This is a genomic window from Huaxiibacter chinensis (assembly GCF_022171985.1).
GTDB classification, from domain to species: Bacteria; Pseudomonadota; Gammaproteobacteria; order Enterobacterales; family Enterobacteriaceae; genus Enterobacter; species Enterobacter chinensis_A.
The window spans coordinates 216,809-236,012 of the sequence record NZ_JAJVHF010000002.1 but is presented as its reverse complement, the minus strand read 5'-3'; the positions used below and the strand labels follow the sequence as shown (position 1 = coordinate 236,012).

The window sequence follows — 19,204 nt, the reverse complement described above, 5'->3', positions numbered from 1 at the left end:
GTGCGGTGTGTTTCCCCACACCCCGGCCCTCTCCCAAAGGGAGAGGGGGTAAAGGTTCCCTCTCCCTTTGGGAGAGGGTTAGGGAAAGGGGCAGTTTTTATTTCACCAGTTTCTTCGTCATCTCCAGCAGCGTGCGCACATCTTCCGGGCGCGTGTCGCCGCTGGCTTTATCGATAATCGAACTGTAAATATGCGGAATGATCTTGCTCACGCCCGCGTCCAGAGCAATCTGCAGGATCTCTTCAACGTTTTCCAGATCGATACCGCCGGTCGGCTCCAGCCAGAAATCGTGACGGGCGCAGGCTTCCGCCACCGCCTGGTATTCGTCACGACACGCCAGACCCCCCATCGGGAAGTATTTGATGGAGCTGCCGCCGAAATCTTTCAGCAGAGCAATCGCGGTGTCAACCGGCACAATGCCGTCCGGCGCCGTACTGCTCAGCGGACCGGTGGAGATTTTCACCATGCCAACGGTGCCGGTCGGCGAGACCAGGCCGTTCACCACGGATTCACGCTGCCCCAGCAGCGCACGGCTGGTTGCCACGCCGGTGAACACCTGGTTGACGTGCTGCGGCTGCACCTGACGGGCGATCTCGCTCACCATCGCGGACTGATTCGGATCGCCTGCGCCCAGGCCCACAGAGAGCGCATTATCGATCAACTGAGCGTAGTCGCGCATATCGGCAACCGCACTGGCGACGTCCGGGTAATTTTTGGAGAGCACGCCCACCAGTACATGGCCTTCCGCCGCCTCGTAAATGGCGCTGGCGTTGGCTTTCGATCCCGCCAGCACGTTCAGGCAGACGCGGTCACGGTAAAAGTTGGGGGTCAGTTTCATGCCTTTTTCTCCTGTCCTAACACTTCACTAATGCGACGGTACACAATATTCAGCTGATCGGCATTCACGCTGCGCACGTCCGCTTCGATAATCCCTTCGTTGGCCTTATAGCCCCGGAAGTAAATGGCATACTCGCCCTGCTTCAGCGCGGCCACCAGGTCGCCTGTGCCCACGCCGGTAGTGGCTTCGTCAAACTTAATCTCGGTACGGGCGATGTCGCGCCCGGCGCTATCCCAGACCACGCGTGCCGTCACGCCGTTCAGGGTGTTGAGCGCATCGATAAACGGCGTCATCTTCGCCACCATCTCTTCGCCGCTCTCTTTGGTCGCCGTCAGGTAGTGTTCGATGGCGCAGGTCAGGCCGAGGATCCCCTCTTTACCCACTTTCATTGCGCGACCAATGCCCGCCGTCTGGCGTTTCACCCACTCAACGTACTGCGTTTTGCCGATCACCAGCCCGCTGGTGGGCCCTTCAATCGCCTTCGCGCCACTGTAGATCACCAGATCGGCGCCGGAGCGGTAGTAAACGTGCAGATCTTCTTCCGCGGCCGCATCGACGATCAGCGGCAGATCGTGTTTACGCGCGACAACCGCCGCCTGCTCGACGCTGAGCATGCTTTTCTGCACGCAGTGGTGAGATTTGATGTAGAGGATCGCCGCGGTACGCGGCGTGATGGCCGCCGCCAGCTGATCGGCGGAGCATTCGTTCGCATAGCCCGCTTCCACCAGCTTGCCGCCGCCCAGCGCCACCATGGTGCCGACCGGTGCGCCAAAGTTGACGTTATGGCCTTTCGGCAAGACGATTTCGTTGTTTTCAATCGGGGTGACGTGCAGGTTCTCCAGCAGCCAGTCGCTGTCTTTGACCAGCACCGCCGCCACGGACTGGGCGATACCCGCTGACGCGCAGGAGACCACCGTCGCCCCTTCCACGTCCAGCAGCTTCGCGATGTATTCGCCGGTTTTGTTGACCAGATCTTTCATCTCGAAATAGTGATTCATGCCATCCATCGCCGCCTGCACCACGTCCGGGCGCGGCGTGGAGACACCCAGCGCCGTCATACGGCCTGAGGTGTTGATGACTTGCTTTAAGTGGTACTTCTCATAAATCGAAGGCATGTTCCGTGCTCCCTTGTTCGGTCATGTAGCCCTTGCCCGCGCGGATGGCGGCAAGCGGCACCAGAATATGTTCAGCCTGCAGGCTGTCGTTTTCAGCATCCACCAGCAGCGTTGGCTGGCGTTTTATCGTGAACAGCGTCAGGTCAGCATCGAGGCCGGGCTGAATACGGCCTTTGTGCGTCAGACGCAGGCCGTCGGCGGCATTTGCGGTGACGCACTCAATCACCTGCGGCAGCGACATGCCGATGGCGAGAAACTTCGACATCACGCTTGCCAGCGACCCGACCGGGCCGTTGAGACGGTTGCGGCAGTAAATATCCGAGCTGATGGTGTGCGGCAGAATGCCCATCGCGATGGCGCGCTTCGCCACCTCAAAGCTAAAGCTCGCGGTACCGTGCCCCACGTCCAGACGGACGCCGCGTTTCAGCGCCGAGGTCACGGAGGCACGCAGTTCGCCGGATGGCGTCAGAATGCGGTTGGGTTTGCCGTTGTAGCAGTGGGTGATAATGTCGCCCGAGCTGAGCAGGTCGGCAATTTCATCGAGATTGGGCGGGTTGTTGCCAATGTGCACCATCAGCGGCAGGTCGCCGTTCTCTTTCTGGATGGCTTTCGCGCGCTCCAGCGGCGTTATGCCGTTCTCGCCCACCACGCTGCTGCTCATGCGCGCTTTCAGTCCCACGATAAAATCCGGGTGGCGCGCAACGGCCTGCTTCACGGCGTCCGCGTCGATGTTGGCCATATTGGCCAGTTCGTTCTGGGCAATCAGCCCCACGCGGGAGATGTTCAGTAGGGCATATACGTCAGTAGAGGCTTTGCGGGTGATTTCATAGAAATCGTCCACGTCATCCGCGCCGGTACTCCCCGCGTCCACCACCGTGGTGACGCCGGTGGCGATGCCCACGCTGTCCGGTTCATCGTGATAAATGGGGGAGTTTGGGTAGCAGTGAACGTGGGAGTCAATCCAGCCTGCGCTGACGAACACTTCGCCGTTCAACTCAACCGTTTTGCGGGCAGGCGCGTTAATCTCGCCCAGCGCCGTAATTTTCCCGTCCTGAATGGCGATATCGGTCAGGGTATCGTCGGTGAGGCGCGCACGGCGCAGGAGTAAATCAAACATGGGGTTCTCCTGAAAAGACGGGCACCAGAGCGCCCGCAGGTATTAAAGGGCGACCGGGAACAGCCAGCCCAACAGCATCGCACCGAGGATGGCACCGCCGGTAATCGGCTTCTGCCAGATGTAAAACAGCAGTGCGCCCAGCAGGGAACCCACGCCAATAGGAATGGAGGCCGTCATGGCGCTGAGGATAATCAGCGGCCCCAGGAAGCGGCCAGAAGCGTTACCCGCCCCCATCATCACGTCCGCCCCGTAGGTGGAGTTGCTCTGATTGATGGTGAACTTACGCGCCAGGATGATGACGTAGCCAATTGCCAGGCCAATCACCAGGCCGGTGATCAGCGCCGCAATAAAGTTGGTCACCGGGAACATGATGCCTGCACCCAGCAGCAGTGCCGGAACGCCCAGGCCCACGCCGGTCTGGATCGCCCCGCCGATATCCAGGATCCCCACCAGCGATCCTTCGATAATGCGGGCAAACAGGAAGCTGGCACCAAATGCCGCCACCGCGCCGTAAACGCCGGTATCCATACCCGCTTTCAGCATCGCCACAAACGCCACTTCGTTAAACGCGCCAATCCCGTAGAGATAGTACATGTGTGTTCCGGCGAAGACGCCGGAGGAGAGCAGGCCAACAAAGATCGGGAACGACCAGTCGGCATACCAAAAACCTTTATTCTGTTCCATGTCGAGGCTCCTGTTATTTACCGCTGAGCGAGTTGTGGATCATGTCGAGCCAGTTCGGCACGGTCAGATGGAAGGATTCGATCATTTTCATGTCGAAACCGCGGAAGAAACCGCTCAGCACAAACAGAGCGACGATAGCCGCCATCATCACTTTGGTGACGTGGTTCCAGCCGCTCTCTTCAACGCCTTTACCAATCAGGATACCCAGCACCAGGCCCGGTACGGCGTTACCCATGATCAGCTGCGCCGCGCCGCCGAAGACAGTGGCCCAGAAGCCCGATTTTTTACCCGCGTCAATGGCCGCCAGCCAGAAGATCACCGGCATCACGGTATTCACCAGCAGGTTGGCCGCAGGAACCAGCACCTTCACGGCGGTGACCTGAAGCGCGGCGGGAACGGAGGAGGCCGTCAGGTTAAGGAAGGTCACGACGAGCATGCCGATCACGCCGCAGGCAATCGCCATTTTGCGTGGATCGTGCAGCGTTTCGCCGACGTTACGGTTTTTGATCATCAGCGCCGCCGCACCCCAGTTCGGGATGATGCGATGGTCTACGTCCTGAGTGAAGGCACCTGCCGCCACCGAGGAGGCCCAGGCGTTAAAGAAGAACCCCAGACCGAATGAGAAGTGGGACGCGGGATCGCCTTCACAGGAGTTCAGTTCCCCCAACGTACGAAATGCGCCCATACCCTGTGTGGTAGGCGCATGAAACATGCGTGCAGCCCCGGCCCCAACGCCGACGCCAACCAGGCCGCCGATGATGAGCGATTTTATTAAAATTATCAGGAACATTAGTCTGCCCTATTAGTAAGAATCAGCGTTGCGTGACGAAATCCACCTGATCGAGATTGATGGCGGTCACGTTGACGGTCACGTCCAGCTCCACGCTGTAGGTGCGTCTTTCCCGGTGCAAAAAGAAGAACAGAAACGCTTCTTTACGCACCGCTTCTTGCGCCTGAACAACCTGCACGTCCTGTGGCTCAATGCGCAGTAAGATGTGGGGTGATGCTTTCATCACCGTGGCCTGAACCTGGTTCAGCGCGTCGGCAAAGGCGCGCGCTTTCGCCTCGCCTTTGCCTTTTACTCTCACCGTGGTGGTGAATTGCTCTTTCATACTACGCGCCGTACTTTTTCAGCCAGGCTTGTACCAGCCGCTCGCCCAGCTCTTCTTTATCCATAAAGCCAAAGCCCAGCACGTTGCAGCCTTCATTGATGGCGGTCACGCCCTCTTCTACCGAACGCATGCCGTATTTGGCCTTGTAGCCATATTTGGTTTGTGCGGTGATAGCCCCCGCGCCGCCGCTACCGCAGAATGAAATGCCAAAGGTGGCGTTTTCTGCTTTCATCACGTCACCCAGCTTCATGTCTGCCGCCACGCCCGGCACAACAACCGCGCGTCCACCTGCTTTTTCCACACCCGCAGCCACTTTCTGACCTTTACCCAGGCGATCGCCAATCACGACTGTAATCTGTTCCATGTAATGCTCCTTAAAGGTTGTCTTTCGCGACTTCGAAGTGAACGGAGAGCAGCCAGGCCTCTTCGTCAGGCAGATTGCCAAACTGTGCGACCACTTCGCGGGCAAGCCGCATTGAATCTGGTGAAATTTCGTCAAACAGGTCTGCTTCGACCTCCGGCAGCGGCTCCCCGGTCACCGACCGGTGCGCCATTGCGCGGACGTGGGAGGTCAGCATTTGCTGCTGCACGTCGTTGGGGATGATGTTGTTGCGGCTAAGCAGGGCATACACCTGCTCCAGCATGGTGGTGGCAAGCGTCTCCGTTTGCGCAGCCTGTTCCCCAACGTCGTTCATTACCGCTCCGTTAATCACTCGTCTTACCCCGTTAATGGCTCTGGGGTAAAACTAACGTTGGGGGAGAATTGTTTGTAGCGAGTTGTTTTCCACTTCAAAGTGGAAAGGAGAGCGGAACCAGTGATCTGTGCCACATAAACCAGGCGAATATATATAAATCACCGGATTTACGTGATGAATGTCACTCATTTGCGTGGCAGAAAGGCAGGGAGACAGGCGTAAAAGTTTACGAGCCGACTCGTGAAAATGTGACGTGGATAAGGTTTTCTTATGGGGATGCGTTACAGTGCGTGCGGGTGCTTGAGACTGACCGTCTCATGCATGGGACGGAAAGTGGAAAGCCCCTACCTGAATTTAAATCAGGGCGGGGCCGTAAACGACACGTCTTACCACGTGATGTTCGCTGCCTTACCCGCTTTTAAAGCAAGGAGGCATCCATGAAACGACTGAAACCGAGTATCGGTGTTTTGATGATTATTGCACTGACAATAATCATCTTAACGCTGGTGACGAGGAAAACACTGTGCGAGATCAGTTTTCGAAACGGTTCTTTTGCACTAACAGCGAGACTGGATTGTCGCTCCGGATTGTAGGGAGCAAACATGCGGGGGCGCGATGGCGCGCTCCCGCACACGGAGAAAGGACGTACAGCTCAGGCACCCAATTAACGGTATTTTTTGTGGTACGTATTACGCGTCGTGGCAAACTGATCGGCCGCCGCCTGGGCCTCTTTGATCTTGCCTTCGTTGGCAAGCTTCATCGCACCGTCGATCTGACCGACCAGCACGTCAAAACCGTGGCGATAGTCTTTCATCTCAGCGCTGTCTGCCGCTTTGTTTTCAAGCTTTGGCGGCGTGGCTTTTTGCGCATCCAGCGCCGCTTCACGCATTTTGGTCAATGCATCTTTCATTTCCGCTGCATTGTCCGTTTTTTGAACCACCTTCAAATTGGTATTGAGGGTATCCATATCATCTTCAAGATCGGCGGCAAACGCAGAAGAACCAAGAACCAGCGTTGACGCTGCGACGATCGCTAACAGGTGTTTACGCATTGCTCACTTCCTTTTTTATTATTGATAACGCCTTAACGAATCTTACTGGCCCGCAATTTTCATTTCGGGCAGCAGTACTGAACCACACTGTATATTGCTACGTGTTTCAATATCGTTACCGACCGTAACGATATTGCGCCACATCTCCTTCAGGTTGCCGGCGATGGTAATTTCGCTCACCGGATACTGAATTTCGCCGTTTTCGACCCAGAAGCCCGCCGCACCGCGAGAATAATCGCCCGTAATGCCGCTCACGCCCTGGCCCATCAGCTCGGTCACCACCAGGCCAGTGCCCATCTCTTTCAGCATCTGCTCAAAGTTCAGTCCCTGTCCGGCAATGCGCCAGTTATGGATGCCGCCCGCATGACCGGTGCTTTTCAGCCCCAGCTTGCGCGCAGAGTAGTTGGTCAGCAGCCACTGGGTCAGGATGCCGTCTTTAATAATATCGCGACGTTCAGTGCGCACGCCTTCGCTGTCGAACGGCGTGGAAGCCAGCCCTTTCAGCAGATGAGGATGCTCTTCAATGGTCAGCCATTCCGGCAGGATCTGCTTGCCCAGGGAGTCGAGCAGGAAGGTGGATTTCCGGTAAACGGAGCCTCCGGCAATCGCCCCAACCAGATGGCCAAACAGTCCGGTCGCCACTTCGTTGGCAAAGATAACCGGTGCCTTCATGGTGGACAATTTACGCGGAGACAAGCGGGACAGCGTGCGCTTCGCACACTCTTCGCCCACCCACTCCGGGCTCTGCAAATCGCCCATGGCGCGTCCGATGGTGTAGGCGTAATCGCGCTCCATATCGCCGTTCTCTTCCGCGATAACACAGCTGGAAAGGGAGTGGCGGGTCGAACTGTACCCCTGCAGCATACCGTGGCTGTTGCCGAAGACTTTGATGCCGTAGTGGCTGTTAAAGCTCCCGCCTTCGGTATTGGTGATGCGCTTATCCGCGCTCAGCGAGGCCTGCTCGGCACGCGCGGCGTATTCAATGGCTTCGTCCGGGGAGACTTCCGCCGGGTGGAACAGATCCAGATCCGGTGCGTCAAAGGCCAGCAACTCTTTATCGGCGACGCCGGCAAAAGGATCGGGTGAGGTATAGCGGGCAATATCCAGCGCCGCCTGCACGGTGCGCGCGATAGCGTCCGGGCTTAAATCAGTCGAGGAGGCGCTGCCTTTGCGGTTCTGGTGATAGACGGTAATCCCCAGCGCACCATCGCTGTTAAATTCAACATTTTCCACTTCGCCATGGCGAGTGCTAACACTGATACCGGTCGTTTTGCTGACGGCCACTTCCGCGCCGTCTGATTTTGCTGAAGCCAGCTCCAGCGCGGTGGACACGGCTTCTTCCAGAATCTTACGCTGCGCTTCAACTTGTGAGGTTACTTTCATCGCAAATGCCATACTGTAAGAGAGAGTTATTTGAAGTCTAACAGAGAACCGTTTTTCAGTGCGCGTCTTAACTGGTAACATTAGCCTCTTTTTTAAGGAGCCTGACATGACTAAGCAGCCCGAAGACTGGCTCGACGACGTTCCCGGTGATGACATCGAAGACGAAGATGATGAGATCATCTGGGTCAGTAAAAGTGAAATTAAACGCGACGCCGAAGAGTTAAAACAACTGGGTGCGGAAATGGTAGAGCTGGGCAAGAACGCGCTGGATAAACTCCCGCTCGACCCGGATCTACGCGGTGCCATTGAACTGGCCCAACGCATCAAAAAAGAAGGCCGCCGCCGCCAGCTTCAGCTGATTGGTAAAATGTTGCGTCAGCGCGACGTAGAACCGATTCGCCAGGCGCTGGATAAACTGAAAAACCGCCACAACCAGCAGGTTGCGCTGTTCCATAAGCTTGAGCAGATCCGCGATCGTCTGATCGACCAGGGTGATGACGCCGTGGCCGACGTGCTGAACCTGTGGCCGGATGCTGACCGTCAACAGTTACGCTCGCTGATCCGTAATGCGAAGAAAGAGAAAGAAGGGAATAAGCCGCCGAAATCTGCGCGCCTGATTTTCCAGTATCTGCGCGAGCTGTCTGAGAACGAAGAGTAAGATCGGCGTCGTTTGATGCCCTCACCCCAACCCTCTCCCACAGGGAGAGGGAGAAGAATGGGGCTGGCCTTTCCCACACAGGGAGAGGAGAAAAACGGGGCTGGCCTTTCCCACACAGGGAGAGGAGAAAAACGGGGCTGGCCTTTCCCACAGGGAGAGGAGAAAAACGGGGCTGGCCTTTCCCACAGGGAGAGGGAGAAAATGGGGCAGGCCTTTCCCACCGGGAGAGGAGAAAAACGGGGCTGGCCATTCCCACAGGGAGAGGAGAAAAACGGGGCTGGCCTTTCCCTCCGGGAGAGGAGAAAAACGGGGCTGGCCTTTCCCTCCGGGAGAGGAGAAAAAGCCCGGTCGCGCTAACGCTTACCGGGCTTTTTTTACACTGCGGCTTCGGCTTTCTTCGCCAGACCGTCCAGCAGTTTCTGGTGAATCCCACCAAAACCACCGTTACTCATCACCAGAATGTGATCGCCAGGCTGTGCCGTTTTGATCACCATCTCCGCGAGCGTATCCACATCAGCATGCCAGTGCGCCGGCTGGATGCAGGCTTCCGCAACTTCTGCGACCTGCCACGGAATATGCTGGGGCTGCAGCAGGAAGACTTCATCCGCGCGCCCTAATGAAGGAGCGAGGTCGTCTTTGCAAATGCCCATTTTCATGGTGTTCGAACGAGGTTCCAGTACCGCCAGAATACGCGCCGTTCCGCCCACTTTTCCGCGTAATGCGGCAAGCGTCGCCAGAATCGCCGTCGGATGGTGTGCAAAGTCGTCATACACGGTCACGGCTCCAGACGACGGCGGGCGTTGACGAAGGCGCCCAGCGCATTCGCGGCATCAGCAGGCAGTACGCCAACGTGACGCGCGGCGGCAATGGCCATCAGTCCGTTGTGCATGTTGTGCTCGCCGACCAGCGCCCACTTCACCTCACCCACTTTTTCGCCGTCCAGCCACACTTCCCATTCAGCAGCATCGGTGGTCAGCTTTTTCGCCTGCCAGTGGCCCTGTTCGCCCACCAGCTCCTGCTCGCTCCAGCAGCCCATCGCCATCGTCTGTTTCAGGTTAATGTCGTTCTCTGGGTAGATAATACGGCCCTGGCCCGGCACGATGCGCACCAGGTGGTGGAACTGTTTCTGAATGGCTTTCAGATCGTCAAAAATATCCGCGTGATCGAACTCAAGATTGTTGAGGATCAGCGTCCGCGGGCAGTAATGCACGAACTTGGAACGCTTATCGAAGAACGCACAGTCGTACTCATCCGCTTCGATCACAAAGAACGGGCTGTCGCCCAGACGGGCAGAGACGTCGAAATTCCCCGGTACGCCACCAATGACAAAACCAGGCTTATACCCGCAGGCTTCCAGAATCCAGGTCACCATACCGGCGGTGGTGGTTTTACCGTGCGTACCCGCTACGGCCAGCACCCAGCGATCGCGCAGCACGAAATCATGCAGCCACTGCGGGCCGGACATAAACGGAATATTGCGTTCCAGCACCGCTTCAACGCAGGGGTTACCCCGGGTCATGGCGTTGCCAATGATCACCAGATCCGGCGCCGGATCCAGCTGGCTGGCATCATAACCCTGAATAAGGGAGATACCCTGCGTCTCCAGAAGCGTGCTCATCGGCGGATACACATTGGCGTCCGAACCTGTCACTTCATGGCCCAGCGAGCGCGCCAGCATTGCCAGCCCGCCCATGAAAGTGCCACAAATCCCCAAAATATGAATGCGCATACGTCACTATCCCTCTTCAATGTGGCGCACATTTTACTCACATGTCAGCCCCAGAGAAACGCATTTCAGGTAAATCCGTATTTTGCTGGCGCGATTCACCACTGCGCTAATATTTGAATGTTTGTTAAGATTGTTGGACATCAAGCTCTACACGCAACATCCGATCGCTTTACTCAACATACGATGCAGGGAAAGGGTTATGAAAACGTTAGGTGAATTTATTGTCGAAAAGCAGCACGAGTTCTCTCATGCTACCGGTGAACTCACTGCTTTGCTGTCGGCAATAAAGCTGGGCGCTAAGATCATCCACCGCGATATCAACAAGGCCGGTCTGGTCGATATCCTGGGTGCCAGCGGTGCCGAAAACGTTCAGGGCGAGGTGCAGCAAAAACTCGATCTGTTCGCCAATGAAAAACTGAAAGCGGCACTGCGCGCACGCGACATCGTGGCGGGTATCGCCTCGGAAGAAGAAGACGAGATCGTCGTTTTTGAAGGGTGTGAACACGCTAAATACGTTGTGCTGATGGATCCGCTGGACGGTTCATCCAATATCGACGTGAACGTCTCGGTCGGGACGATTTTCTCTATTTATCGTCGCGTGACGCCGGTGGGTACCGCCGTCACGGAAGAAGACTTCCTGCAGCCGGGCAACAAGCAGGTCGCGGCAGGCTACGTGGTTTACGGCTCGTCCACCATGCTGGTGTATACCACCGGCTGCGGCGTGCACGCCTTCACGTACGATCCGTCACTGGGCGTTTTCTGTCTGAGCCAGGAGCGTATGCGCTTCCCGCAGAAAGGCAACACCTACTCCATTAACGAAGGCAACTACATCCGATTCCCGACGGGCGTGAAGAAGTACATCAAATTCTGCCAGGAAGAAGATAAGCTGACGCAGCGTCCGTATACCTCGCGCTATATCGGTTCTCTGGTGGCGGATTTCCACCGCAACCTGCTTAAGGGCGGTATCTACCTCTACCCAAGCACCGCCAGCCACCCGGAAGGGAAACTGCGTTTGCTGTATGAATGCAACCCGATGGCGTTCCTGGCTGAACAGGCCGGCGGCAAAGCCAGCGACGGTAAAGAGCGTATTCTGGACATCATTCCGGAAAGCCTGCACCAGCGTCGCTCCTTCTTTGTCGGCAACGATCATATGGTCGAAGACGTTGAACGTTTGATCCGCGAATATCCGGACGCGTAACACGCCGATTCACGGGGAGCATTGCTCCCCGTTTTCATTTATATGTTTTACGGTATAAACGAATATAAAAATCCGCCTTTAATATCGCCCCTCTCTCCCGCATCATTCCTGAACAGTCGATTATTTATTCAGGAGACATCACGGCGATGCAAAATTATTCACGCGCCAGTACCGGTATTGATCTCAATCTTATTCCCGTCTTTATTGAGATTGTCCGCTGCGGCAGCATGGCGAAAGCCTCAGTACGTCTGGATATGTCACGTCCTGCGGTGAGCCTGGCATTAAAGCGTTTTAATCAGCTTTTTAATGAACCGCTCTTTGTGCGTAAAGGGTTATATCTGGAGCCAACCGATAAAGCCTTAGCGTTGACCCACTCCCTGGAGAAATTAATGGGGGATATTCATGAGAATATTGGTTCAATGAATACTGCCCGGAATTAGTCTCCCGCCGTCGTCGACGGCGGGAAAAGGACTCAGGCCGTGCGGGCGGTGAGCTTAAAGGAAGCCATCGCGTCAATAAGCTCACGCGACTGTTCTTCCAGCGAGCGCGTCGCGGCAGAAGATTGCTGTACCAGGGCGGCGTTTTGTTGCGCCGTTTCATCCATCTGATTGACCGCAATATTCACCTGCTCAATTCCGCGGCTCTGCTCCTGGGACGCCGTCGCAATCTCTCGCATCAAGCGGGTCATGCGCATCACTTCAGAGGCGATCTCATCCATCGTTTCACCTGCCTGTTGCGCCAGCTCACTGCCTTCGTTGACGTGCGTCTGGGAATCACTGATGAGCGTGCGGATCTCTTTCGCCGCGTCGGCGCTGCGGCTGGCGAGGTTACGCACTTCCCCTGCCACGACGGCAAAACCACGCCCCTGCTCACCGGCGCGCGCCGCTTCAACGGAGGCGTTCAGCGCCAGGATATTAGTCTGGAAGGCAATACCGTCAATCACGCTCAGGATATCGGCGATACGCGCCGAACTGCCAGAGATATCGCGCATCTTCTCAATAACGTAGCAGACCATTTCGCTGCCATGATCGGCCGTATCAGAGACCGTTTTCGCCATCTGGTGCGCCTGCTCGGCGTTGTCGGCGTTTTGTTTTACGGTGGCCGTAATCTCTTCCATACTCGCCGCCGTCTGCTCAAGCGAGGTTGCGGTCGACTCCGTGCGCTGGGCGAGATGCAGGTTACCTGCGGTGAGTTCACGGCTGCCGGTATCAATCTGCGAGCTGGCATCGCGCACGCGCAATACCGATCCCATCAGCGACTGACGCATTGCCTCAATCGCCCCATTCAGGCGATTAAGCTCCTGGCTTGCCGGTTCATTCAGGCTGTGGGTGAGATCCCCCGCGGCCACGTGCTCCAGCTGGGCAATAGACGCGGAAAGCGGCTTCAGCAGCATATGACGCAGCGCCAGCCAGGCCAGCACGATGATTCCGGCAGTCAGTAGCGCCGCAATCACGATCAACATCATCACGCGCTTTTTGCTCGACTGAACGGCTTTGACTTCGGTTTTGCCCCGCGCCTCGCTCCACGCCTGGAACGCCTGCATGTCATTGTCAAACTGGCGCGCGACTGGGATCAGTTTATTTTCCAGCAGATCGTAATACGCATCGGCGCTTTGCTCATTCAGCGCAGCGACCATCGGGACGATCCCCTGCGCGTTATAGGCGGCGAGACTTTTTGCGACGTTATCCAGCAACTGCTGGCCTTGTTCGTCCGCAACGCCGCTCTCCACCACCTGCCTGAGCGTTTTTTGCGCCAGGGCGACCTCTTTATTGATGTTCTGCACGGATTTCGCGGCATCATCCAGCATGCCAATCTCCATCAGTCGAACGGCCTGACCCGCTTCATTACGGGCACGCAAAATCAGCGTATAGCCCGTGTTAAGCTGCATCATCTGCTCACCCTGAAGATGATTAATACGCTGCAGTGAAGAAGAACTCTGTGTGAGGGCATAAATGCCAATGCCGCTGACAATCAGCAGCAGAAGGGTCATAACGGCCAGTAACGAAAGCAAGCCGGTACGAATCGATAGCGTTTTCAGCATGATATTATTTCCGGTAGCGAGATATTTTTGGCAGAAAAGAAGAGTATCGGCCGCTACCGGAAAATGTTTAGACTTTAAGCAAATTCAGCGTGTTATCGCTCTGTTACCGATGTGTTCACGCGGGTAACCGGTGAGCTCTGGCGATTTTCCCAGAGCACCGTCAGCCCTCGCTGCAACGCGATAAAAATAAACAGCAGAATGCCGATCGCGATTTTTGTCCACCATGAACTGAGGGTGCCATCGAAGTTGATGTAGGTCTGAATCAGTCCCTGAATCGCCACGCCGAACAAGGTGCCCAGCACCGTGCCGACGCCACCACTCAGTAACGTCCCGCCGATCACCACAGAAGCAATCGCATCCAGTTCAACCCCCACGCCTGCCAGGGCATAGCCCGCCTGGGTGTAGATCGAAAAGACGATCCCGGCCAGCGTCGCCAGCCCCGTCGAGAGCATGTAGATACGGATAGTCGTGCTGCGGGTCGAAATGCCCATCAGATTAGCGGAGGTCGCGCTGCCGCCGATGGCATACACCTGATTGCCGAAGCGGGTACGATGCGCAAGGAAGATCCCAATCACCACCACGCCCAGCATCAGCAGCCCCATGGCGCTCAAACGGCCACCGCCGGGGATTTTCCAGGCGAGGCTGGAGAGGGTTTCATACACCGGATGGTTAATGGGGATCGACTCTTCGGAGAGCAGATAGCTGACGCCGCGCAGGAAGAACATCCCCGCCAGGGTGATAATGAAGGCGGGAATCTTCAGCGCGTCGATCAACAGCCCCATAAACGCGCCAAACGCGCAGCCCATCACCAGCACCAGCGGAAAAGCCAGCAGCGGGGAAATCCCCCAGAAGCCAATGGCTTTTGCCAGAAAAACGCCGGTAAAGGCGATCACCGACCCCACGGAGAGATCGATCCCGCCAGAGAGGATCACGAACGTCATGCCCACGGCGATAATCCCGAGGAAGGCGTTATCGGTCAGAATATTACAAATCACCCGCGTGGAAGCGAAACCGGGGAATTGCGTCAGGCAGTAGAGATACCCCAGCACAAACACGCCGAGGGTGATCATTAACGGCAAATTACGTTTTATCATGGCCGCGAATCCCCTTGATGATGCTGATAAAGCGCGACGACTGAACAATCAGCACGCACAGAACAACCACGGCTTTCACCACCTGGTTAAGCTCGGGCTGGAAGCCAGAGAGCAGAATGCCGGTATTCATACCCTGAATAATCAGCGCCCCCAGAACGGAAAGCACCAGATTAAAGCGGCCCCCCATCAGTGAGCCGCCGCCGATAACCACCGCCAGAATGGCATCCAGCTCCAGCCACAGGCCGGCATTGTTAGCATCTGCACCGCGAATATCGGCTGCCACGATGATTCCGGCGATAGCCGCGCATACGCCGCTCAGAACGTAGGCCAGCATCACCACCAGACGCGTATTAACCCCGGCATTTTTTGCCGCACGGATGTTAATCCCCACGGCTTCAATAAACATCCCGAGCGCGGTTTTACGGGTGAACAACCAGAATACAATCAGCGTCACCAGCGCAATCATCACCGGCGTGGGGAACAGCAAGAGCTTTCCGCTGCCAATCCACGCAAGGGCGGGCGAATCAAACGTGACAATCTGCCCGGAGGTGATCAACTGCGCCACACCACGCCCTGCCACCATCAGAATCAGGGTGGCAACAAAGGGCTGGATTTTCAGAATAGCGACCAGTATGCCGTTCCATAAACCGGCCAGCACGCCCGTGCCGAGAGCGGCAAGCAGAACCACCGGCAGGCTGTGTCCGGCCACCGTCATTGAGGCGGCGGTCGCTCCGGCGATCGCCATAATGGCGCCGACAGAGAGATCAATTCCCCCCGTGGCGATGACCAGCGTCATCCCTATCGCGAGCAGCGCAACAGGCGCAGCACGGTTGAGAATATCAATGGGGCTGCCAAACAGACGGCCATCCTGTAAAACGATCTGCAGAAAATGCGGTGCAACCAGACTGTCGACCAGCAGCACCAGCAGCAGCGCCACGATTTGCGGCGTGCCGGTCGGCCAGCGAAAGCGCCGTTTTGACTCTGCGGTCTGGGGAAGAGAACGGGACATCACGATTAACTCCTTATGCCGCAATAGCATTCATGATCGCCGGAACGGAAAGCGCATCCAGCGGGATCTCTGCTACCTGCTTGCGATCGCGCATGATGATCACCCGATCGGCGTAACCGACAAGCTCCTCCAGCTCGGACGAGATCACCAGCAGCGCCAGGCCATCGGCGCACAGCGTTTCAATCAGCCGAATGATCTCCGCATGTGCCCCCACGTCGATTCCCCGGGTCGGTTCATCGAGGATCAGGAACTGCGGTTTGGTCAGTAGCCAGCGGGAGAGCAGGACTTTTTGCTGATTGCCACCGGAGAGAAACTCGATCGGCTGTTCGGCACTCGGGGTACGAATGCCAAGCTGGCGAATAAAACGTTCAGCAATGGCGTTCTGCTCCTTACGCGGAATAGGCCGCAGCCAGCCGCGCTGGGCCTGTAGGGCCAGAATGATATTTTCCCGAACGGAGGCGGCGGCAATGATGCCGTCGGTTTTGCGGTCTTCCGGACAGAAGCCGATACCCAGACAGGAGGCCTGATGCGGCGATCGCAGCGTATGCGCTTTGCCTTTGATCGTCGCCGTGCCGCTGTCGGCCGGTTTAATGCCAAAGATCACCTCGGCCGTCTCGGTGCGCCCGGAGCCTAACAGCCCCGCCAGCCCAACGATTTCACCGGGGCGGACCTCCAGAGTGAACGGGGAAATGGTCCCTTTCTTACCAAAATCATGGAACGCCGCTACCGGTTTATCGCTTAACAACGTGCGGCCCGCACGCTGCAACGCGTGGGTGTCCAGCTCGCGGCCCAGCATCATTTTCACCAGCTCAATCTGCGGCAGTTCGCGGGTTTCGCGACAGCCGACAAACGTGCCGTTTCGCAGGACGGTAATGCGATCGCTCACTTCATACACCTGGTCGAGGAAATGGGTGACGAAAATGAGGCTCACCCCCTGATCGCGCAGCTGGCGCATCAGCGTGAACAGCATCTCCACTTCCTGCGTATCGAGGCTGGCGGTAGGTTCATCGAGAATCAGCACTTTTGCCGAGAGATCGATAGCGCGGCAAATGGCAACGATCTGCTGCATTGCCACGGAAAAACGGTTTAGCGGTTCGCGCACGTCGAGGGAAAAGCCGTAAGATTCCATCAGCGCTGTGGCCCGCGCTTCCATCTCTTTACGTCTCAGGAAACCAAACCGACGCGGCTCGCGGCCAATAAACAGATTGTCTGCCACCGACATGTTCGGCAGCAGGTTCACTTCCTGATACACGGTCCCGATCCCCAGCTGTTGGGCGTGGGCGGTGTTTTTCGGCGATATGGCGTGACCTTCCAGCCAGATGGTGCCGCGATCGGCGTGATAGACGCCGGTCAGCGCCTTAATCAGCGTAGATTTTCCGGCACCGTTTTCACCGAGTAACGCCATGATCTCACCGCGACGCAGGCTGAAATCGACGTTATCCAGCGCTTTCACGCCGGGAAAGAATTTGCTTAAGCCCTCTGTGCGGAGGATTTCCTGGTGTTGTTTTTCGCTCATGATTCCCCCTGCATCCGGTCAAATGGCGCTACGCGTATCCGGCCTGCCAGCGCGTGCAAAGCAGGCCGGGCAAGCGCAGCGCCATCCGGCACGTGTCTAAGGCTTAGTAGCCCATATTTTTCTTCTTCTCTAACTCTTCTTTCGCCGTATCCGGCAGGTAAAGCGTTGATTTAGTGATGGTCACCTGTTCTGGTTTGGTGCCGTCTTTCTTGAATTTCTCCAGCGCATCGAATGCCGGGCCTGCCATGTTTGGGGTCAACTCGACGCTGGCGTTAGCATCGCCGTCAATCATCGCTTTAAAGATGTCAGGTACACCGTCGATGGAGCCGGTAAGAATATCTTTGCCCGGTTTCAGGCCCGCCTCTTTGATGGCCTGGATTGCGCCGATCACCATGTCATCGTTATGGGCATAAACCATGCAGATGTTTTTGCCGTTGTTTTCAGCCTTGATAAAGCTCTCCATAACCTCTTTCCCTTTACTACGGGTAAAGTCGCCGGACTGAGAGCGGATGATTTTGATGTTAGGCGCTTTCGCAATGGCGTCGGCGAAGCCTTTCTTACGGTCAATCGCGACGCTCGCCCCGACGGTGCCTTGTAGCTCAACCACGTTGCACGGCTTGCCGTCGACCTGTTTAATCAGCCAGTCGCCGATCATTTGACCTTCCAGAACGTTGTTCGCGGTGACGGTGGTCATATAGAGAGATTTGTCTTTTACATCGATGGAACGATCGAGCAAGAAGACAGGAATTTCTGCATCTTTGGCTTCTTTCAGAACCGGTTCCCAACCTGTCGCGACGACCGGTGCGATGAAGATAGCGTCTACCCCCTGAGCGATAAACGAACGTACAGCTTTAATCTGGTTTTCCTGTTTTTGCTGGCCATCGGCGATTTTTAACGTAATGCCGCGTTTTTCTGCCTCGCTCTTCGCGACGCTGGTTTCTGCTGCGCGCCAGCCAGACTCAGAGCCGACCTGCGAAAATCCGACGGTTAACGGTGCGGCCATTGCCATAGACGACATGGCTGCCGAAACTGCTGTGACGAGAAGTAAGCGCTTCCACATAATGATGTCCTCGTAGCCCAGGTTATTGTTGGTTAAAAGATGTTCTGCGGGGAAACTATAGCTAATGCAATATGTAACGAATTGCGTTACATCACACTTCAGAAAAGTGAATGAAACGTTAATCACAAGTTTGTAATCGCTTTCATTTCATCATTTAAAATGCGGCTGACTTTATGGACATTCCTGTCATGGAAAGGGTCTGAAAATGACGTTTGACTGAGGACGGAGGTGAAAACAGGCGAAGACATTCGGCGTGAGTTGGCTATAATACTCGCCACTTGTTTACCATACATTTTAAAGGACACAGACATGAGCTTACTCAACGTCCCTGCGGGTAAAGAACTGCCGGAAGACATCTACGTTGTTATCGAAATCCCGGCCAACGCAGATCCTATCAAATACGAAATCGACAAAGACACCGGTGCGCTGTTCGTTGACCGTTTCATGTCCACCGCGATGTTCTATCCGTGCAACTACGGCTACATCAACCACACCCTGTCTCTGGATGGTGATCCGGTAGACGTGCTGGTCCCAACGCCATACCCACTGGCGCCAGGCTCCGTGGTTCGCTGCCGTCCTGTTGGCGTACTGAAAATGACCGACGAAGCGGGTGAAGATGCGAAACTGGTTGCCGTTCCGCACACCAAACTGAGCAAAGAGTACGATCACATTAAAGATGTGAACGATCTGCCAGAACTGCTGAAAGCACAGATCACGCACTTCTTCGAGCATTACAAAGATCTCGAAAAAGGCAAATGGGTGAAAGTCGACGGTTGGGACAACGCTGAAGCCGCTAAAGCGGAAATCGTTGCGTCCTTCGAGCGTGCTGCGAAGAAATAAGCCTTAGCGTGCACGGACCCAAAAGGTCGGGCACTTCACGCAGGCTTCAGAGAAAGAGTCCATA

The 19,204-nt window shown here is 56.3% G+C and carries 21 protein-coding genes and 1 pseudogene; 6 read left to right on the top strand and 16 right to left on the bottom strand.

All coding sequences use genetic code 11. The annotated features are described in order from the left end of the window. Positions 1-97: 97 nt before the first annotated feature. From dagF to LZP96_RS06940, 8 genes are read right to left on the bottom strand one after another with little or no spacing between them, the layout of a single operon-like run. The gene (gene dagF / locus LZP96_RS06975; protein WP_064324617.1) at positions 98-838 is read right to left on the bottom strand and encodes a 2-dehydro-3-deoxy-phosphogluconate aldolase; all 741 of its coding nucleotides are present in this window, start codon (positions 836-838) and stop codon (positions 98-100) included. Beyond that, positions 835-1,953: a DgaE family pyridoxal phosphate-dependent ammonia lyase gene (locus LZP96_RS06970; RefSeq protein WP_064324616.1), complete on the bottom strand. Its 1,119-nt coding sequence runs from the start codon at positions 1,951-1,953 to the stop codon at positions 835-837. Before LZP96_RS06970 ends, dagF begins: the two co-directional genes overlap by 4 nt. Continuing rightward, complete coding sequence (locus LZP96_RS06965; RefSeq protein ID WP_064324615.1) at positions 1,937-3,070, bottom strand: amidohydrolase/deacetylase family metallohydrolase; 1,134 nt, start codon at positions 3,068-3,070, stop codon at positions 1,937-1,939. Before LZP96_RS06965 ends, LZP96_RS06970 begins: the two co-directional genes overlap by 17 nt. A gap of 42 nt (positions 3,071-3,112) precedes the next feature. Beyond that, positions 3,113-3,754, bottom strand: a complete 642-nt coding sequence (locus LZP96_RS06960) for a DUF4310 family protein (RefSeq protein WP_006179056.1) — start codon at positions 3,752-3,754, stop codon at positions 3,113-3,115. 13 nt (positions 3,755-3,767) lie between these two features. Continuing rightward, positions 3,768-4,544, bottom strand: coding sequence for a DUF4311 domain-containing protein (locus LZP96_RS06955; RefSeq protein WP_064324614.1), 777 nt, complete (start codon positions 4,542-4,544; stop codon positions 3,768-3,770). A gap of 22 nt (positions 4,545-4,566) precedes the next feature. Continuing rightward, the gene (locus tag LZP96_RS06950; protein WP_064324613.1) at positions 4,567-4,866 is read right to left on the bottom strand and encodes a DUF4312 family protein; all 300 of its coding nucleotides are present in this window, start codon (positions 4,864-4,866) and stop codon (positions 4,567-4,569) included. Position 4,867: 1 nt separating this feature from the next. Then, complete coding sequence (locus tag LZP96_RS06945) at positions 4,868-5,230, bottom strand: SFCGS family glycine-rich protein (protein ID WP_064324612.1); 363 nt, start codon at positions 5,228-5,230, stop codon at positions 4,868-4,870. A gap of 10 nt (positions 5,231-5,240) precedes the next feature. Then, entirely contained in the window at positions 5,241-5,579 is a 339-nt protein-coding gene (locus LZP96_RS06940; RefSeq protein WP_087892547.1) for a glycine dehydrogenase, read from the bottom strand. A 419-nt stretch (positions 5,580-5,998) separates the two neighbouring features. On the opposite strand from LZP96_RS06940, the gene LZP96_RS06935 reads away from it, so the two are divergent. Further along, positions 5,999-6,154: a Hok/Gef family protein gene (locus LZP96_RS06935; RefSeq protein WP_071892315.1), complete on the top strand. Its 156-nt coding sequence runs from the start codon at positions 5,999-6,001 to the stop codon at positions 6,152-6,154. A gap of 71 nt (positions 6,155-6,225) precedes the next feature. Here LZP96_RS06935 and cybC read toward each other — a convergent pair whose 3' ends face one another. Together cybC and pmbA are read right to left on the bottom strand one after the other, a co-directional pair. Further along, positions 6,226-6,612, bottom strand: coding sequence for a cytochrome b562 (gene cybC, locus LZP96_RS06930; RefSeq protein WP_064324609.1), 387 nt, complete (start codon positions 6,610-6,612; stop codon positions 6,226-6,228). Positions 6,613-6,654: 42 nt separating this feature from the next. Continuing rightward, positions 6,655-8,007, bottom strand: coding sequence for a metalloprotease PmbA (pmbA, locus tag LZP96_RS06925; protein WP_064324608.1), 1,353 nt, complete (start codon positions 8,005-8,007; stop codon positions 6,655-6,657). Positions 8,008-8,101: 94 nt separating this feature from the next. On the opposite strand from pmbA, the gene yjgA reads away from it, so the two are divergent. Further along, on the top strand, positions 8,102-8,653 hold the full coding sequence (gene yjgA, locus LZP96_RS06920; RefSeq protein ID WP_064324607.1) for a ribosome biogenesis factor YjgA: 552 nt from the start codon (positions 8,102-8,104) through the stop codon (positions 8,651-8,653). Between the two features lie 57 nt (positions 8,654-8,710). Continuing rightward, positions 8,711-9,010, top strand: a complete 300-nt coding sequence (locus tag LZP96_RS06915) for a hypothetical protein (RefSeq protein WP_258925771.1) — start codon at positions 8,711-8,713, stop codon at positions 9,008-9,010. A gap of 17 nt (positions 9,011-9,027) precedes the next feature. Here LZP96_RS06915 and mpl read toward each other — a convergent pair. Next, positions 9,028-10,382: pseudogene (gene mpl / locus LZP96_RS06910) on the bottom strand (UDP-N-acetylmuramate:L-alanyl-gamma-D-glutamyl-meso-diaminopimelate ligase). A gap of 199 nt (positions 10,383-10,581) precedes the next feature. On the opposite strand from mpl, the gene fbp reads away from it, so the two are divergent. After that, positions 10,582-11,580 (top strand): class 1 fructose-bisphosphatase, encoded by a 999-nt coding sequence (fbp, locus tag LZP96_RS06905; RefSeq protein ID WP_064324605.1) that lies wholly within the window; start codon positions 10,582-10,584, stop codon positions 11,578-11,580. A 146-nt stretch (positions 11,581-11,726) separates the two neighbouring features. After that, on the top strand, positions 11,727-12,020 hold the full coding sequence (locus LZP96_RS06900) for a helix-turn-helix domain-containing protein (protein ID WP_064324604.1): 294 nt from the start codon (positions 11,727-11,729) through the stop codon (positions 12,018-12,020). A gap of 32 nt (positions 12,021-12,052) precedes the next feature. Here the strand turns inward: LZP96_RS06900 and LZP96_RS06895 are convergent, their stop codons facing one another. The 5 genes from LZP96_RS06895 to ytfQ form a co-directional block, all read right to left on the bottom strand. After that, positions 12,053-13,621 (bottom strand): methyl-accepting chemotaxis protein, encoded by a 1,569-nt coding sequence (locus tag LZP96_RS06895; protein ID WP_258925770.1) that lies wholly within the window; start codon positions 13,619-13,621, stop codon positions 12,053-12,055. A 92-nt stretch (positions 13,622-13,713) separates the two neighbouring features. Beyond that, a complete protein-coding gene (gene yjfF / locus LZP96_RS06890; protein WP_064324602.1) occupies positions 13,714-14,715 on the bottom strand; it encodes a galactofuranose ABC transporter, permease protein YjfF in 1,002 nt (333 codons plus the stop codon). After that, a complete protein-coding gene (gene ytfT / locus LZP96_RS06885; RefSeq protein WP_258925769.1) occupies positions 14,702-15,727 on the bottom strand; it encodes a galactofuranose ABC transporter, ATP-binding protein YtfT in 1,026 nt (341 codons plus the stop codon). The genes yjfF and ytfT overlap by 14 nt, the downstream gene beginning before the upstream one ends. A gap of 10 nt (positions 15,728-15,737) precedes the next feature. Then, positions 15,738-17,240, bottom strand: a complete 1,503-nt coding sequence (gene ytfR, locus LZP96_RS06880) for a galactofuranose ABC transporter, ATP-binding protein YtfR (RefSeq protein WP_064324600.1) — start codon at positions 17,238-17,240, stop codon at positions 15,738-15,740. Positions 17,241-17,343: 103 nt separating this feature from the next. Then, on the bottom strand, positions 17,344-18,300 hold the full coding sequence (gene ytfQ / locus LZP96_RS06875; RefSeq protein ID WP_064324599.1) for a galactofuranose ABC transporter, galactofuranose-binding protein YtfQ: 957 nt from the start codon (positions 18,298-18,300) through the stop codon (positions 17,344-17,346). Between the two features lie 309 nt (positions 18,301-18,609). Between ytfQ and ppa the strand changes: the two genes are divergently transcribed. Continuing rightward, positions 18,610-19,140: an inorganic diphosphatase gene (gene ppa / locus LZP96_RS06870; RefSeq protein WP_064324598.1), complete on the top strand. Its 531-nt coding sequence runs from the start codon at positions 18,610-18,612 to the stop codon at positions 19,138-19,140. Positions 19,141-19,204 lie beyond the last annotated feature (64 nt).